General features: G+C 48.9%; 13 protein-coding genes. 11 read left to right on the forward strand and 2 right to left on the reverse strand.

Annotated features, from left to right (window positions below):
• Positions 1–72 precede the first annotated feature (72 nt).
• From purM to purD, 4 genes are read left to right on the forward strand one after another with little or no spacing between them, the layout of a single operon-like run.
• Positions 73–1,113, forward strand: a complete 1,041-nt coding sequence (purM, locus tag NSQ37_RS08860; protein ID WP_015239317.1) for a phosphoribosylformylglycinamidine cyclo-ligase — start codon at positions 73–75, stop codon at positions 1,111–1,113.
• Positions 1,110–1,697, forward strand: a complete 588-nt coding sequence (gene purN / locus NSQ37_RS08865; RefSeq protein WP_059366746.1) for a phosphoribosylglycinamide formyltransferase — start codon at positions 1,110–1,112, stop codon at positions 1,695–1,697. The genes purM and purN overlap by 4 nt, the downstream gene beginning before the upstream one ends.
• The gene (gene purH, locus NSQ37_RS08870; RefSeq protein WP_025284372.1) at positions 1,694–3,232 is read left to right on the forward strand and encodes a bifunctional phosphoribosylaminoimidazolecarboxamide formyltransferase/IMP cyclohydrolase; all 1,539 of its coding nucleotides are present in this window, start codon (positions 1,694–1,696) and stop codon (positions 3,230–3,232) included. The genes purN and purH overlap by 4 nt, the downstream gene beginning before the upstream one ends.
• A gap of 15 nt (positions 3,233–3,247) precedes the next feature.
• Positions 3,248–4,516 carry a phosphoribosylamine--glycine ligase gene (gene purD, locus NSQ37_RS08875; protein WP_326365028.1) on the forward strand — a complete coding sequence of 423 codons (1,269 nt, stop codon included), beginning with the start codon at positions 3,248–3,250 and terminating at the stop codon, positions 4,514–4,516.
• Between the two features lie 169 nt (positions 4,517–4,685).
• Here purD and NSQ37_RS08885 read toward each other — a convergent pair whose 3' ends face one another.
• Positions 4,686–4,916, reverse strand: coding sequence for a YgaP family membrane protein (locus NSQ37_RS08885; RefSeq protein ID WP_017419030.1), 231 nt, complete (start codon positions 4,914–4,916; stop codon positions 4,686–4,688).
• A 121-nt stretch (positions 4,917–5,037) separates the two neighbouring features.
• On the opposite strand from NSQ37_RS08885, the gene NSQ37_RS08890 reads away from it, so the two are divergent.
• From NSQ37_RS08890 to NSQ37_RS08900, 3 genes are read left to right on the forward strand one after another with little or no spacing between them, the layout of a single operon-like run.
• A complete protein-coding gene (locus NSQ37_RS08890) occupies positions 5,038–6,780 on the forward strand; it encodes an adenine deaminase (RefSeq protein WP_059366742.1) in 1,743 nt (580 codons plus the stop codon).
• A 24-nt stretch (positions 6,781–6,804) separates the two neighbouring features.
• The gene (locus tag NSQ37_RS08895) at positions 6,805–7,800 is read left to right on the forward strand and encodes a DUF3048 domain-containing protein (protein WP_326143119.1); all 996 of its coding nucleotides are present in this window, start codon (positions 6,805–6,807) and stop codon (positions 7,798–7,800) included.
• 2 nt (positions 7,801–7,802) lie between these two features.
• A complete protein-coding gene (locus NSQ37_RS08900; RefSeq protein WP_003155745.1) occupies positions 7,803–8,114 on the forward strand; it encodes a YerC/YecD family TrpR-related protein in 312 nt (103 codons plus the stop codon).
• A 35-nt stretch (positions 8,115–8,149) separates the two neighbouring features.
• On the opposite strand, the gene NSQ37_RS08905 is transcribed toward NSQ37_RS08900, so the two are convergent.
• Positions 8,150–9,724: an FMN-binding glutamate synthase family protein gene (locus NSQ37_RS08905; RefSeq protein WP_341123591.1), complete on the reverse strand. Its 1,575-nt coding sequence runs from the start codon at positions 9,722–9,724 to the stop codon at positions 8,150–8,152.
• 195 nt (positions 9,725–9,919) lie between these two features.
• Between NSQ37_RS08905 and NSQ37_RS08910 the strand changes: the two genes are divergently transcribed.
• The 4 genes from NSQ37_RS08910 to NSQ37_RS08925 are packed head-to-tail and all read left to right on the forward strand — an operon-like array spanning position 9,920 to position 16,129.
• Positions 9,920–10,609, forward strand: coding sequence for a heptaprenylglyceryl phosphate synthase (locus NSQ37_RS08910; protein WP_003155740.1), 690 nt, complete (start codon positions 9,920–9,922; stop codon positions 10,607–10,609).
• Positions 10,610–10,666: 57 nt separating this feature from the next.
• Entirely contained in the window at positions 10,667–12,886 is a 2,220-nt protein-coding gene (gene pcrA, locus NSQ37_RS08915) for a DNA helicase PcrA (RefSeq protein ID WP_059366739.1), read from the forward strand.
• A 24-nt stretch (positions 12,887–12,910) separates the two neighbouring features.
• Entirely contained in the window at positions 12,911–14,917 is a 2,007-nt protein-coding gene (gene ligA, locus NSQ37_RS08920) for an NAD-dependent DNA ligase LigA (protein ID WP_017419034.1), read from the forward strand.
• Between the two features lie 15 nt (positions 14,918–14,932).
• Positions 14,933–16,129: a CamS family sex pheromone protein gene (locus tag NSQ37_RS08925; protein WP_015416980.1), complete on the forward strand. Its 1,197-nt coding sequence runs from the start codon at positions 14,933–14,935 to the stop codon at positions 16,127–16,129.
• Positions 16,130–16,361: the final 232 nt, after the last annotated feature.

The raw sequence follows: 16,361 nt of genomic DNA on the forward strand, positions 1-16,361 counted from the left end.
GGCAGCGGGAATTCAGGCTGCCTTTCTCTTTCTGCCTTTTAAGGAGAAACGAATTGACAAGGAGTGATAGGGATGTCTGATGCTTATAAAAATGCCGGAGTTGACATCGAAGCCGGATATGAAGCCGTCAAACGAATGAAAAAACACGTGGAGCGCACGAAAAGGCTCGGCGTTATGGGAAGCCTGGGCGGCTTTGGCGGAATGTTTGATCTGTCAGAGCTTCCGTATCAAAAGCCTGTTTTAATTTCCGGAACAGACGGTGTCGGTACTAAGCTGAAACTCGCATTTTCAATGGATAAGCATGACACGATCGGCGTCGATGCGGTCGCGATGTGTGTAAATGATGTGCTTGCCCAAGGAGCGGAGCCGCTGTTTTTCCTTGATTATTTAGCGGTCGGCAAGGCCGATCCGGTAAAAATTGAGCAGATCGTTCAGGGCGTGGCGGACGGATGCGAGCAGTCAGGATCAGCGCTTATCGGCGGTGAGACGGCGGAAATGCCGGGGCTGTATACGGCTGATGAATACGATATTGCGGGCTTTTCAGTCGGCGTCGCGGAAAAAGACGAAATCGTCACCGGTGAACATATTGAAGAGGGGCATCTCTTAATCGGACTTACTTCAAGCGGCCTTCACAGCAACGGATTTTCCCTAGTGAGAAAAGTGCTTCTTGATGACGGCGGACTTGATTTGGATACTGTCTATGAACCGTTTGCGCGTCCTCTCGGAGAAGAATTGCTGGAACCGACGAGAATATATGTGAAGCCGGTGCTCAAGGCGGTGAAAAGCGGTAAGGTGGACGGCATGGCGCATGTGACAGGCGGAGGATTCATCGAGAACATCCCGCGGATGCTGCCGGACGGATTGAGCGCGGAAATTGATCACGGATCATGGCCGATCCCGCCGATTTTTCCGTTTCTGCAGGAGCACGGCAAGCTGAAAGAAGAAGAAATGTTCAATGTCTTTAATATGGGCATCGGTTTTGTCCTTGCCGTTAAAGAAGAGGACTTGACAGACGTTATCGACACGCTTGAAGCTCAGGGCGAGAAGGCTTATTTGATCGGCCGGGTCAAGCGGGGCGAAGGCATTTCTTTCGGCGGTGCGGCTCTTTCATGAAAAAGTTTGCGGTATTTGCTTCAGGAAACGGATCGAACTTCGAGGCCATTGCCAAACGCATGAGAGAAGAGAAGTGGGATGCGGAGCTCTCGCTTCTCGTGACGGATAAGCCTCAGGCAAAGGCGGTGGAAAGGGCGGAGGCTTTACACATTCCGTCATTCGCCTTTGAACCGTCATCTTTTGAAAACAAAGCGGCCTTTGAACGGGCCGTTATTGAACAGCTGCGCCTGCACGGGGCGGAATTAATCGTTCTCGCCGGCTATATGAGACTGATTGGAGGTACGCTGCTTGAAGCATACGGGGGCCGCATTATTAATATACATCCCTCGCTTCTTCCGGCATTCCCCGGGATTGACGCTGTCGGACAGGCGTATCGGGCCGGTGTGAAAGTGGCGGGCATTACCGTTCATTACGTCGACGAAGGCATGGACACCGGACCGATTATCGCGCAAAAAGCATTCGAAATACAGGAAAACGATACGCTTGAAGACATAGAGCATACAATACACGAGCTTGAGCACAAATGGTATCCGAGCGTTGTGAAACAGCTGCTGGGACTAAATAACAGAGGTGAAAAGGCATGACAATCAAACGCGCACTAATCAGTGTTTCTGATAAAACAAATCTCGTACCTTTCGTAAAGGAACTGACAGAGCTCGGCGTCGAAGTCATTTCGACCGGAGGAACAAAAAAACTTCTTCAGGAAAACGGTGTGGATGTCATCGGCATTTCAGAAGTGACCGGATTCCCTGAAATTATGGACGGACGGTTAAAAACGCTCCATCCTAATATTCACGGCGGACTGCTTGCCGTAAGAGACAATGAAGAGCATATGGCGCAGATCAATGAGCATGGCATTGCCCCCATTGACCTTGTGGTCGTCAACCTTTACCCGTTTAAAGAAACGATTTCGAAAGAAGACGTAACATACGATGAAGCGATAGAAAACATTGATATCGGCGGTCCCGGCATGCTGCGCGCCGCATCGAAAAACCATCAGGATGTGACGGTCATCACAGATCCGGCCGATTACAGCTCCGTGCTCAATGAGATTAAAGAACACGGCGGCGTTTCGCTTAAAAGAAAACGCGAGCTTGCGGCCAAAGTATTCCGCCATACCGCGGCATACGACGCATTAATCGCTGATTACTTAACACGCGAGACCGGTGAGAAAGACCCTGAGCAATTCACCGTTACATTTGAGAAAAAACAATCGCTCCGCTATGGTGAAAACCCTCACCAAGAGGCTGTTTTCTATCAAAGCGCACTTCCCGTCTCCGGTTCCATCGCGGCGGCAAAACAGCTTCACGGCAAAGAGCTTTCTTACAACAATATTAAGGACGCGGATGCGGCCGTTCAAATCGTCCGGGAATTTACAGAACCCGCAGCTGTTGCCGTTAAACATATGAACCCGTGCGGAGTCGGTACGGGAGCTTCAATTGAGGAAGCATTCAATAAAGCGTATGAAGCTGATAAAACCTCCATTTTCGGCGGCATCATCGCGCTGAACCGTGAAGTTGATCAGGCAACGGCTGAAGCCCTTCACGGCATCTTTTTAGAAATCATTATCGCCCCTTCTTTCAGTGAAGAAGCGCTGAACGTACTGACGGCGAAGAAAAACCTTCGTCTGCTCACGCTTGACGTGTCCGCATCAGGGAAGAAAGAAAAACAGCTGACATCCGTACAGGGCGGCCTTTTGATTCAAGATTTAGACGTCCATGGATTTGATGACGCCGACATCAGCATCCCGACAAAAAGAGAGCCGAGCGAGCAGGAATGGGAAGATTTGAAGCTGGCCTGGAAAGTCGTCAAACACGTGAAATCCAACGCGATCGTTCTTGCAAAAGACCATATGACGGTCGGTGTGGGAGCGGGACAGATGAATCGCGTCGGTTCAGCTAAAATCGCCATTGAGCAGGCCGGAGAAAAAGCAAAAGGCAGCGCGCTCGGATCAGATGCGTTTTTCCCGATGCCGGATACAGTCGAAGAAGCCGCAAAAGCCGGTGTCACGGCGATTATCCAGCCAGGCGGATCGGTCCGTGATGAAGATTCGATTAAAAAAGCGGATGAATACGGCATCGCCATGGTATTCACCGGCATCAGACATTTCAAACATTAAGAGGGGGAACGAAGCGTGAATGTATTGATTATCGGAAAAGGCGGCAGAGAGCATACATTGGCTTGGAAAGCGGCGCAAAGCCCGCTTGTTGACACGGTGTACGCCGCGCCCGGAAATGACGGTATGGCAGACTGCGCGACGCTGGTCAACATTGAAGAAAGCGATCATGCCGCACTCATTGCGTTTGCGAAAGAACATCATGTCGGCCTGACGATTATCGGCCCTGAAGTTCCTCTGATTGAAGGGATAGCTGACGAGTTTGAAAAAGCCGGACTGCTTGTTTTCGGACCGTCTGAAAAAGCGGCAATCATTGAAGGGAGCAAACAGTTTGCCAAGGATTTAATGAAAAAATACGGCATTCCGACGGCGGAGTATGAGACGTTTACTTCATTTGAAGAGGCGAAAGCATATGTGCAGCAAAAAGGCGCGCCGATTGTCATTAAAGCGGACGGGCTTGCCGCCGGAAAAGGTGTCACGGTCGCGATGATGGAAGAAGAAGCGATTGAATGCCTGCACGATTTTCTTGAGGATGAGAAATTCGGGGAGGCGAGCGCATCTGTTGTCATTGAAGAGTTCCTCGCCGGCGAAGAATTTTCTTTAATGGCGTTTGTAAAAGGGGAGACCGTCTATCCGATGGTAATCGCTCAAGATCATAAACGCGCCTTCGATGGAGATAAAGGGCCGAATACGGGCGGAATGGGAGCCTACTCACCAGTGCCGCACATTTCCGATGATATCGTCAGAAGCGCAGTCGAAACGATTGTGAAGCCGGCGGCAAAAGCAATGGTGAAAGAGGGACGTTCCTTCACGGGCGTGCTGTACGCGGGGCTGATTCTGACGGAAAACGGATCAAAAGTCATTGAATTCAATGCGCGTTTCGGAGATCCGGAAACACAGGTTGTCGTGCCGAGAATGGAATCTGACCTCATTCAGGTGCTTTTGGATCTTCTGCATGAGAAGGATGTTGACCTAAGGTGGAAGGATACGGCCGCTGTCAGCGTTGTGCTGGCTTCTGAAGGCTATCCGGAAGGCTATGCGAAAGGCACTCCGATCGGCAGTTTGACGTCCGCTGAAGACGGGATCGCTGTTTTTCATGCCGGAACGAAAAAAGACGGCGGACAATTTGTTACAAACGGCGGCCGGGTCGCCAATGTCACGGCATTTGCTGAGACATTTGAAGCGGCGAGAGATAAAGTGTACAGCGCCGTTTCAGGGCTGACAAAACCCGGACTGTTTTACAGAAGCGACATCGGCGCCCGTGCGCTGAAAGCATCGCAGCGATAAAGAGGAAAACCCCGCGTCATATAAGATGCGGGTTTTCTTCTGAAAAGACGACTAAGACTGTCGGCTTGCCGTGTGACACGCAGTCATCGATGAAGTCCTCCGGCGTATAGACGGATTCTTCTCAGACTCGCGGGACAGGAGAAATTAAATAACAAGCCGAAACGGCTTGTTATTTTTCTTGCTGATGGCTGTCATCCTGATTCATTCCGGTTTGGAACATATATGTCACCGGACAGAAGCGGAGGATGCCGGATGCCGCTTTCATCGCGCCCATCATCATACAGAAGAGGTGCATCTTGCACCAAGGTTTTCTCGTGTATTTCGCTGACGCAGCAGACAAAATGGTGAGGCCGCAAGTGATGCGCATAACGGCATTTAATAAACTGATATTCGGTTTCATCATTTCAGCTCCCTTAGAAAAAGTTTTTCATTCATCTTCAATAATTTGTAACGTTTTAGCCGTGCGATAATTGTGCGGATGTGATACGATGGGTCTAATATAAGCGAAGGAGAGTATGTGAATGTCCGAACGTACCTTTAACTGGAAAAATAAAGACATCAGATCACAGGCGGATGTTGTAGACTCAAAGCTGCTTCCAACGCTACTTTTACGGGATGCTCTCGTATTAAATCCTTTTTTAAAACAATGGCTGAAAAAGAATGTCTGGATTTACGGAGACCGAATTGTATATGTTGGTGATGAGCTTCCTGATGCAGCAGAGCACATTCATACCATAAATTGTGAAGGAAAATACATTGTGCCAGGTTACATTGAACCGCATACACATCCTTTTCAAATATATAATCCCCAAACGCTCGCCGAATATGTGTCTCAATTCGGAACAACGACGTTTGTTAATGATAACTTGTTTTTTCTTTTGCATAGCGGTAAAAAGAAAGCGCTTACTATATTGGAAGAACTGAAAAAACAGCCGGTGCAATATTTCTGGTGGTCCAGATATGATCTGCAGACTGAAGTGCTGAATGAGGATCAGCTTCTTTCTTTTGATGTCCGCAAGCAATGGATGGAGCACCCGGATGTCATTCAAGGCGGAGAATTGACCGGATGGCCGCGCCTCATGGACGGCGATGACTTGATGCTTCATTGCATGCAGGCGACAAAGAAACTGCGCAAGCGGATAGAAGGGCATTTTCCCGGAGCCTCTGAAAAAACACTGACGAAGATGAAACTGTTCGGAGCGGATTCCGACCACGAGGCGATGAATGGCGGCGAGGTGATGAGACGGCTTGAATTGGGCTACTATGTTTCGCTCAGACATTCATCCATCCGCCCTGATTTGAGAACGATTTTGCAGGATCTCCATCAAAAAGGCTTCCGGCATTATGATCATTTCTTCTACACGACGGATGGAGCGACGCCGCTTTTTTATAAAGGCGGCATGACGAATGAATTAATCAAAATCGCTTTGGAGGAAGGAGTTCCGGCGATCGATGCCTACAATATGGCCTCCTTTAATATCGCGAAGTATTATCAGATGGACGACTTTCTCGGTGTGGTCGGTCCGGGACGGCTTGCTTCATTGAACATTCTCGATGACCCGATGAATCCGGACCCGGTCACGGTGATCTCCAAAGGCATCCTGCTGAGGGAAGACGGCCGAAATATGAATGCGTTTACAGAAACGGATTGGAAAAAGGGCGGTCTTGTCCCTCTTGAGCTTTCATATGATATGACGATGGATGATTTACAGTTTTCAATGCCGATGGGTGTGACCATGCGCAACGCGGTCATTATGGAGCCGTATATGATTGCGATTGATAATTCTGTTGACCAGCTTTCTTTTGATCATGATGAATGCTATCTCACGCTTCTCGATAAGCATGGAAAATGGCGGGTCAATACAATGCTGAAAGGTTTTGCCGATCGGGTGCAGGGCTTTGTCAGTTCCTACACGACAACCGGAGATATTATCGCTGCCGGAAAAAATAAAGAAGATATCCTGCTCGCTTTCTCACGGATGAAAGAAATCGGCGGCGGAATCGTGCTTGCCGAAAACGGGAAGATTCTGCATGAGATTCCCCTCGCCTTAAACGGTTCTGCATCCGCGGAGAAGTATGAAGAAGTGCTTGAGAAAGAGCAAAAACTGAGGATGTTGCTGGAGGAGCGGGGCTACCGATTCTGCGATCCGATCTATACGCTGCTCTTTTTGCAGAGCACACACCTGCCTTATATCCGCATTACGCCGAGAGGAATATTTGACGTGATGAAAAAAACTGTACTCTTTCCATCGATAATGCGTTAAAATATAAAAGCAGGGAGCCGACATATGAAAAGATGGAAAACCGTTTGTATGCTTTGTTTTGCGTTTTTGCTGCTTGCCGCCTGCCGGCAGAATAATGCCGATCAGGTGCAGCCGAAAGAAGCGGAAGCTCCTTTAACGGGGCTGAAAACTGAGCAGAAGCTTGCAGAACGCCGTCCGATTGCAGTCGCAGTGAACAATCATCCGAAGGCGAGGCCCCAATCCGGGCTGTCAAAGGCGGATGTTATCATCGAAGCGCTCGCGGAGGGCCGGATTACGCGGTTTCTCGCGATTTTTCAAAGTGAGATGCCGGAAACGGTCGGGCCTGTGCGGAGCGCGAGGGAATATTTTGTCACGCTCAGCAGCGGGTTTAACAGCATATTTGTCCATCATGGCTGGAGTCCCGGCGCAAAAAAGCAGCTGGAGTCCGGAGCTTACGATTATATAAACGGTTTGGATTTTGACGGAAGCCTGTTTTGGAGAGCCGATTTCAGCAAGCCGCCCCACAATTCCTACACGTCGTATGACAATATCAGGAAGGCGGCGGAGCAAAAAGGATACAAGCTGAACGGAAAAACAGAACCGCTCCCATTTCAGACATCAGATGCAAAACCAGGAAATGAAACCTACAATATTCGGATAGATTATGGAACACAAAACATTACAAATCTTGTCGAATACGATTATGATAAAAAAGCTGATGCTTATACAAGAAGCTCTGATGGTGTGAAAGCGACAGACCGGGAGACCGGAAAGCCTTTAGCCATGCACAACATTTTTATTGTTGAAGCCGGCCATCGCATGACAGACAAAGATGGAAGGCGGGCCATCGATATTCAGTCAGGGGGGAAGGGCCTCCTGCTTCAGCACGGCGATGTTATAGAGTCAGACTGGGAATATAAAGACGGCCGTATTCTGCCCGTAAAAGGCGGTGAGATTCTTCCGTTTGTGCCAGGAAAGACATGGATTAATATCGTGCCTGATCTCGATGCAGCTTCCATTAGTAAAGGAGAAGGTGTTTGACGATGCAAATCGATAAATTACGCGGAAAAGAACTGGACCAGTTATTTTTATCTATTTTATCGCTGAAAGATCTGGAGGAATGCTATCGTTTCTTTGACGATCTTTGTACGATTAATGAAATCCAATCGCTGGCGCAGCGTTTGGAAGTGGCAAGAATGCTCCGCGAAGGAAATACGTATCACAAAATAGAAAGCGAAACGGGTGCTTCCACAGCGACGATTTCCCGGGTGAAGCGCTGCTTAAATTATGGTAACGACGCCTATGAAATGGCGCTTGACCGCGTAAACAAAGGAGAATCCTCCTCAGCTACGTAAAAAACCGCTCTGCCGATGACGGCAGGCGGTTTTTTTTATGCGTGCTGATTCAAAAGGCCGGGAAGTTCCCTCAGGCTTCCGTCTTCCTCCCGGTATACGATGTGTTCAGCTGAAAAATGAATCGGCGAGCTGATGCCCGCCGCAGCGGCAAGGTGAAACAGCCCTTCACGCAATGAGAGCACGTAGTTGCAGACGCGGTGCTGTTTATCCTCGATACTGAGCGCGCGCTGAAGTTTTGGGTCGGTTGTCGCCACTCCGACAGGACAATGATTGGTGTGGCATACTTGAGCGCGGATACAGCCGACTGAAAACATCATTCCCCGGGCAATATTGACAAAATCCGCGCCTAACGCGAGGGCAACGGCAATCTTATCCGGAGTGAGCAGCTTTCCGGATGCGAAAATTTTCAGCTTATCTCTTATCCCGTATGTCTTCAAAAGGCCGTCAACAAGGGGAAGGCCGGTCAGAATCGGCAGGCCGACGGAATCCGCCAGCTCATGGAAAGAAGCTCCCGTTCCCCCTTCACTGCCGTCAATCGTAATAAAGTCGGGAAGTTTGCCTGATGAACTCATACAGGAAATAAGGTCTTCAAGGTCTTTGCGGCTGCCCGGGACAATTTTGATACCGACCGGTTTTTCGCCGACAGTCCTTAATTTCTCAATGAAATCAAGCATGTCCGGAACATTTGAGAACTCGTTGAAGCGGTTTGGGCTGTCAATGGATTGTCCGGGCTGCACATTTCTGATGGCGGCAATTTCTTCGGTCACCTTTGAACCGTCAATATGCCCGCCTCTTGCTTTCGCCCCTTGCGCAAGCTTTAATTCAAAGGCTTTAATCTGCTCGAGGCGGCTTTTTTTCTTAAATTCTTCCCACGAAAATTCTCCATCTTCGGTGCGGACGCCGAACAGGCCGGGGCCGATTTGGCAGATAATATCCGCGCCGCCTTTCAGGTGATACTCAGACAGGCCGCCTTCGCCTGTATTCATCCATGTGCCGCCGGCCTGGTGCAGCCCTTTTGACAGGGCGGTGATTGCCCTGTCGCCAAGTGAGCCGTAGCTCATCGCTGATTGTCCGATTAACCCTTTCACATAAAACGGCTTTTTGCATGTGTCGCGGCCGATCACTTGCACATCGTCCGGATGCAGGTAATAAGGGTCCGCTTTTGCTTTTTCGCGGTGTTCGCTGCGTTTCAGCAGGTTGTCTTTGTCAATTTTGTATACCATCGTGTCGATCTTCGGCGTCTGATCTGCGCGCAGCTCCTCCCTTTGTTTCGGGAAGAGGGCGTTACGGATATAATAGCCCGGCTGATTGAAATCCCGTTCTGAGCCGAAGCCCATCATTCTGCTTTTATACTTTCCGGACATGACCGTCTGTTCATATTCTCTCCGGGAAAACGGCTGTTCTTCGTTATCATTGCTGAATAAATACTGCCGCAGCTCAGGTCCGATTTTTTCAAATATATAGCGCAGTTTTCCCACTACGGGATAATTGCGCAGCACTGAATGTTCTTCCTGCTTTTCGTCTCTTATGTATATCCAGAGAAACAGTGCGGCGGGAACTAAAATAATAAAAATCAATATACAAATCAGTACGATAATGGCTTGTTCCATTGAGATCAGACTCCTTGTCTTTTTTCTCTTTGACATTCCACATATTGTCTGTTTTCAAACATAGCCGTTTCCCGTCCGGCGGAGCGCAATCTTTTTTTGTGAATCAGGTGAATGACGTCTTTTTCCGTTTTTCCGGGCCAAACGAATTTGTTATAATGTTTAAATGGCAAGAAACGAATGGAGGAACGAAAACGCATGTACGATGTTAACGAGTGGAAGCATGTTTTTAAACTCGATCCGAATAAAGATTTACCGGATGAACAACTGGAACGGCTTTGTGAATCAGGGACTGACGCCATTGTGATCGGAGGAAGCGACAATATCACCGAGGACAATGTGCTGAGACTGATGTCAAAGGTGCGGCGGTTTTTAGTGCCGTGCGTACTTGAGGTGTCGACGATTGATTCCATTGTGCCCGGGTTTGATCTTTATTTCATTCCGAGTGTGCTCAACAGCAAAAAGGCGGACTGGATTGTCGGCATGCATCATCAGGCGATGAAAGAATACGGAGAGCTCATGTCAATGGAGGAAATCGTGACGGAGGGCTACTGCATCGTCAACCCTGATTGTAAGGCGGCCGCTTTGACGGAGGCGGATACACATATAGAAACAGAAGATATTCTCGCCTATGCGCGGGTTGCGGAACATTTGCTTCATCTCCCGATTTTTTATCTGGAATACAGCGGGATGCTGGCGGACATAGAAACGGTGGAGAAAACGAAGGCTGTGCTGGACAAGTCCGTCCTGTTTTACGGAGGCGGCATTAAAGACGCGGAAACGGCGGAACGGTTCGGCCGTCATGCCGATGTCATCGTTGTCGGAAATGCCGTATATGAAGATTTTGATCAGGCGCTTAAAACGGTGGCGGCCGTAAAGACAAAGTAGTCAAGCGGACGAAATTGATTTATGATAGAACATATGTTTGATAGGCGGTGAACGGATATGAATTACATTAGCAATCAATTATTAAGCGGATTAAATCCCGTTCAGCAGGAAGCGGTCAAGACGACGGACGGTCCGCTGCTTCTGATGGCGGGCGCGGGAAGCGGAAAAACACGTGTGCTGACGCACAGAATCGCATACTTAATGGCGGAAAAACACGTGGCGCCATGGAACATTCTGGCGATTACATTTACAAATAAAGCCGCCAGAGAAATGAAGGAGCGGGTGGAGAGCATTCTCGGACCCGGCGCGGATGAAATCTGGATTTCCACCTTCCACAGCATGTGCGTGCGGATTCTGCGCAGGGATATTGACAGAATTGGCATCAACCGAAATTTCTCCATTCTTGATACGGCTGATCAGCTTTCCGTTATTAAAGGGATTCTGAAAGAGCGGAATATCGATCCGAAAAAGTTTGATCCGAGAAGTATTTTAGGCTCCATCAGCAGCGCAAAAAACGAGCTGATCGAACCTGAGGAATTCGCAAAATCGGCCGGCGGCTACTACGATCAGGTCACGAGTGACGTGTATACCGATTATCAGAAAAAACTGCTGAAAAACCAATCGCTTGATTTTGATGATTTAATCATGACGACGATTAAGCTTTTCGAGCGTGTGCCGGAAGTGCTTGAGTTTTATCAGCGCAAATTCCAGTACATTCACGTAGACGAGTATCAGGATACGAACAGGGCGCAATACCTGCTTGTGAAGCAGCTTGCGGCCCGTCTTGAAAATATCTGCGTCGTCGGTGACTCCGACCAGTCCATTTACAGATGGCGCGGGGCGGATATCGCGAATATCCTTTCCTTTGAAAAAGATTATCCGAGCGCAAACGTGATTTTGCTCGAGCAAAACTACCGCTCAACAAAGCGTATTCTGCAAGCGGCTAACGAAGTGATCAAAAACAACTCAAACCGCAAGCCGAAAAACCTGTGGACGGAAAATGACGAAGGCATCAAGCTTTCTTATTACAGCGGCGACAATGAATTCGGCGAAGGCCAATTCGTCGCGGGCAAAATTTATGAGCTGCACAGCTCGGGCCGGCGGAAGCTTTCCGATATCGCGATTTTATACCGGACAAACGCCCAGTCGCGCGTCATTGAGGAAACCCTTTTAAAATCCGGACTGAATTACAATATCGTCGGCGGAACCAAGTTCTACGACAGGAAAGAAATTAAAGACATTCTCGCATACCTGCGCCTTGTGTCAAACCCGGACGACGACATCAGTTTTACGCGGATCGTCAATGTGCCGAAGCGGGGCGTCGGCGCCACTTCACTAGAAAAAATCGCTTCATATGCGGCGATGAACGGAATGTCAATGTTCCAGGCGGTCAAACAGGTTGATTTCATCGGCGTCAGCGCGAAAGCGGCAAACGCGCTTGACGGCTTTGGCGCGATGATTGAAAATCTGACGAACATGCAGGATTACCTGTCCATTACGGAACTCACGGAAGAAATTCTCGAAAAAACGGAATACAGAGAAATGCTGAAGGCCGAAAAATCAATCGAAGCCCAAAGCCGTCTTGAAAATATCGACGAGTTTCTTTCCGTGACGAAAAACTTCGAACAAAAAAGCGAAGACAAGTCTCTCGTCGCGTTTCTGACTGATTTGGCGCTGATCGCGGATATTGACCAGCTCGACCAGAAGGAAGAGGAATCAGGCGGAAAGGATGCCGTCACTTTAATGACACTGCACGCCGCTAAGGGGCTTGAATTTCCTGTCGTGTTCTTAATGGGCATGGAAGAAGGCGTGTTCCCGCACAGCCGCTCCCTGATGGAAGAAGCCGAGATGGAAGAAGAACGCAGGCTCGCATATGTAGGCATTACGAGGGCTGAAGAAGAACTGTATTTAACGAATGCCAAAATGCGCACCTTATTCGGCCGCACCAATATGAATCCGGAATCCCGCTTTATCAGGGAAATACCTGGCGATTTATTGGAGAACCTAAATGAGAAGAAAACACCTCGCATGCAGCCGGGAAGAAAAGTGCAGCCAAAACGCGGGCCCGTATCCCGTCCCGTTTCCTATGCGAACAAAACAGGCGGCGACTCGCTCAGCTGGGCGGTCGGCGATAAAGCGGGCCATAAAAAATGGGGCACCGGAACGGTTGTCAGCGTAAAAGGAGAAGGCGAAAGCACCGAGCTTGATATCGCATTCCCGAGCCCAGTCGGCGTGAAGCGTCTGCTTGCCGCTTTTGCGCCGATTGAAAAGCAGTAACCTGAAGAGGAAAGGAAGAACATGATGGACAAAGAAACAGCGAAACACCGGGCAGAAGAATTGCGCCGCACCATCGATCAGTACAGTTATGAATATTACACCTTAGATGAACCGAGCGTGCCGGATTCCGAGTACGACAGACTGATGCAGGAGCTGATTGCCATAGAGGAAGAGCACCCGGAACTCAGAACGCCTGATTCGCCCACACAGCGGGTCGGGGGAGCGGTGCTTGAATCGTTTCAAAAGGTGCAGCACGGCACGCCGATGCTCAGTCTCGGCAACGCATTTAACGATGATGACCTCCGCGATTTCGACCGCCGCGTCCGTCAGGCTGTCGGTGACGGCGTCGCTTATAATGTGGAGCTGAAAATAGACGGTCTTGCTGTTTCTCTCCGTTATGAAGACGGCTATTTCGTCAGAGGCGCGACAAGAGGAGACGGAACGACGGGCGAAGATATCACGGAAAACTTAAAAACGATCCGCAACATTCCGCTGAAAATGAAACGGAATCTTTCCATAGAAGTGCGCGGAGAGGCGTACATGCCGAAACAGTCATTTGAAGCGCTCAATGAAGAAAGGCTGAAACATGAAGAGGAGCCGTTCGCCAATCCCCGGAACGCGGCTGCGGGCTCACTCAGACAGCTCGATCCGAAAATTGCAGCGAAACGAAATCTTGACATCTTCGTCTACAGTATAGCGGAGCTTGACGAGATGGGTGTGGAAACACAGAGTCAGGGCCTGGATTTTCTGGATGAGCTCGGTTTTAAAACAAACCAGGAACGGAAAAAATGCGCCACGATAGATGAAGTCATTGAAATGATCGAAGAGCTGCAGGCGAAGCGGGCCGATCTCCCGTATGAAATTGACGGGATCGTCATCAAAGTCGACTCGCTCGACCAGCAGGAAGAGCTCGGGTATACGGCAAAAAGCCCGCGCTGGGCGATTGCTTATAAATTCCCGGCAGAAGAGGTCGTGACAAAACTGCTCGATATCGAACTGAATGTCGGAAGAACGGGCGTCATTACGCCGACCGCCGTTCTGGAACCGGTAAAAGTCGCGGGAACGACGGTCTCAAGAGCATCCCTTCATAACGAAGATTTAATTAAAGAGAAGGATATCCGCATTCTCGATAAAGTGGTCGTCAAAAAAGCGGGCGACATCATCCCTGAGGTCGTCAATGTCTTAATCGAACAGCGGACCGGGGAAGAAAAAGAATTCAATATGCCGACCAGCTGCCCTGAGTGCGAAAGCGAACTTGTCCGCATTGAAGGAGAAGTCGCGCTGCGCTGCATCAATCCGGAATGTCCGGCGCAGATCAGAGAAGGCCTGATTCACTTTGTCTCACGCAACGCGATGAATATTGACGGACTCGGAGAACGTGTCATCACACAGCTTTTCCGTGAACATCTCGTCCGTAATGTCGCTGATTTGTATAAGCTGACGAAAGAGCAGGTCATCCGGCTTGAGCGGATGGGGGAAAAATCAACTGACAATCTGATCAGCTCCATCCAAAAGTCGAAAGAGAATTCGCTGGAACGCCTGCTGTTCGGTCTCGGCATCCGTTTTATCGGCTCAAAAGCGGCCAAAACACTCGCCATGCATTTTGAAAGCCTGGAAAATCTGAAACAAGCTACGGAAGAAGAGCTGCTTGCGGTAGATGAAATCGGCGAAAAGATGGCCGATGCCGTTATCACCTATTTCCGCAAAGAAGAAATGCTTGAGCTATTGAATGAACTTGAGGAACTCGGTGTGAACACACTCTACAAAGGCCCGAAAAAAGTAAAAGCGGAGGACAGCGACTCTTATTTTGCCGGCAAAACCATCGTGTTAACCGGAAAGCTTGAAGAGCTGTCCAGAAATGAAGCCAAGGCGCAGATTGAAGCGCTCGGCGGAAAGCTGACGGGATCTGTCAGCAAAAAAACAGACTTGCTGATTGCCGGAGAAGCGGCCGGAAGCAAGCTGACAAAAGCGCAGGAATTAAATATTGAAGTATGGAATGAAGCACAGCTATTGGGAGAGCTAAAGAAATAAGAGGAGTGTTTTCTATTGAAAAAGATGTTGGCATTGGCGGCGACGGCAACGGCGGCAGTACTCATGCTGTCGGCCTGTTCGCCGAGTTTCGGGGGGAACAAAGAGGAAGAGATCACGCAGAAAACGGCAAAGTCTTCTGAAAAAGCGATCATACCGAAATATAATATCTCTGATTCCTACTATAAAATGGTGCTTCCGTTTAAGGCCGGAAAAGCGCGCGGCCTGACCGCGGACCGGCTGAACACGAGGCTGGACATCGATGAATTCGAGACGGGTCTGATGCGGCTCGCTCAAGACACGTTCCCGACGGATGACTATTTGTATCAGGAAGGCCAGTATTTAGATGAGGACACGGTACTCAGCTGGCTTGACCGCAAAAAAGAAGGCAGTGATCTGAAAAAGGCGAAAAAGGCAGACGCCAATTTCCAGAATCTCGGCTTAAATCCCGTGCTGCCAAGCTCGGGATCGGCAAAAGAGAAAAATGAAAACAGCCCGATTTACTTAGCGTCCATGCTTGAGCAGGATTACTTAGTAAGAAAAGATAAAAATTCCATCCAGCTTGGCGGTATCATGATCGGTCTCGCTCTCAACTCTGTATACTATTACCGTGAAAACACAGGTGATCCGCAGCAGGAAGTGGAGCTCAGTGACAAAACGATCCGCAGCCACGGTGAAGAAATCGCCCAGGAAGTCGTTAACCGCCTTCGGAAAATGGATAACCTGAAAAATGTGCCGATTACCGTCGCCCTTTATAAACAAGCGCCGAAAACATCAATCGTACCGGGGAATTACATTGCAAAAACTGAAGTCAAAGCCGGCTCATCCACCATTTCAAACTGGGATGATGTCAAAGAAAAGTACGTCTTCTATCCGGCGGATACAGACACGGCAAAGAAATACCCTGATGATTCCGAAGTATTTAAACGCTTCAAAAACGCCATCGACAGCTATTTCCCGAATTACACCGGAGTCGTCGGAACGGCAATGTACGAAAACGATGAAATGAGAAAAATGAAGATTGAAATCCCGATGCAATTTTACGGGAAAAGCGAAGTCATCGCCTTCACCCAATACTTAACAGGTGAGCTGATGGATTATTATTCAAAAGGCTCAGTTGATGTCGAAATTAACATTACCTCGTCTGACGGGCAGGAAGCGCTGATCGTCCGCAATGCGGGTGACAAAGAACCGACCGTCCATATTTACGATTAACCAAGATGCCCTTGTTCATTTCTGTATGAGCAAGGGTTTTTTTATTGTGATATCGTTGGAGCGAGGAAATGAGGTATGTTAAGATATTTGTATAATCAGGAATTAACAGGAAAACACATTTCATTCTAAGCGGATGTTACTAATCTGCTGTGAAAAAAGAAGGGCAGGAATGTTGATGAATGACATTTGCTGAGTACACACACCGCCTACAAACGTTATGAAAAGGGTGAAT

Source organism: Bacillus sp. FSL P4-0334 (genome assembly GCF_038004825.1).
Taxonomy (GTDB): Bacteria; Bacillota; Bacilli; order Bacillales; family Bacillaceae; genus Bacillus; species Bacillus velezensis.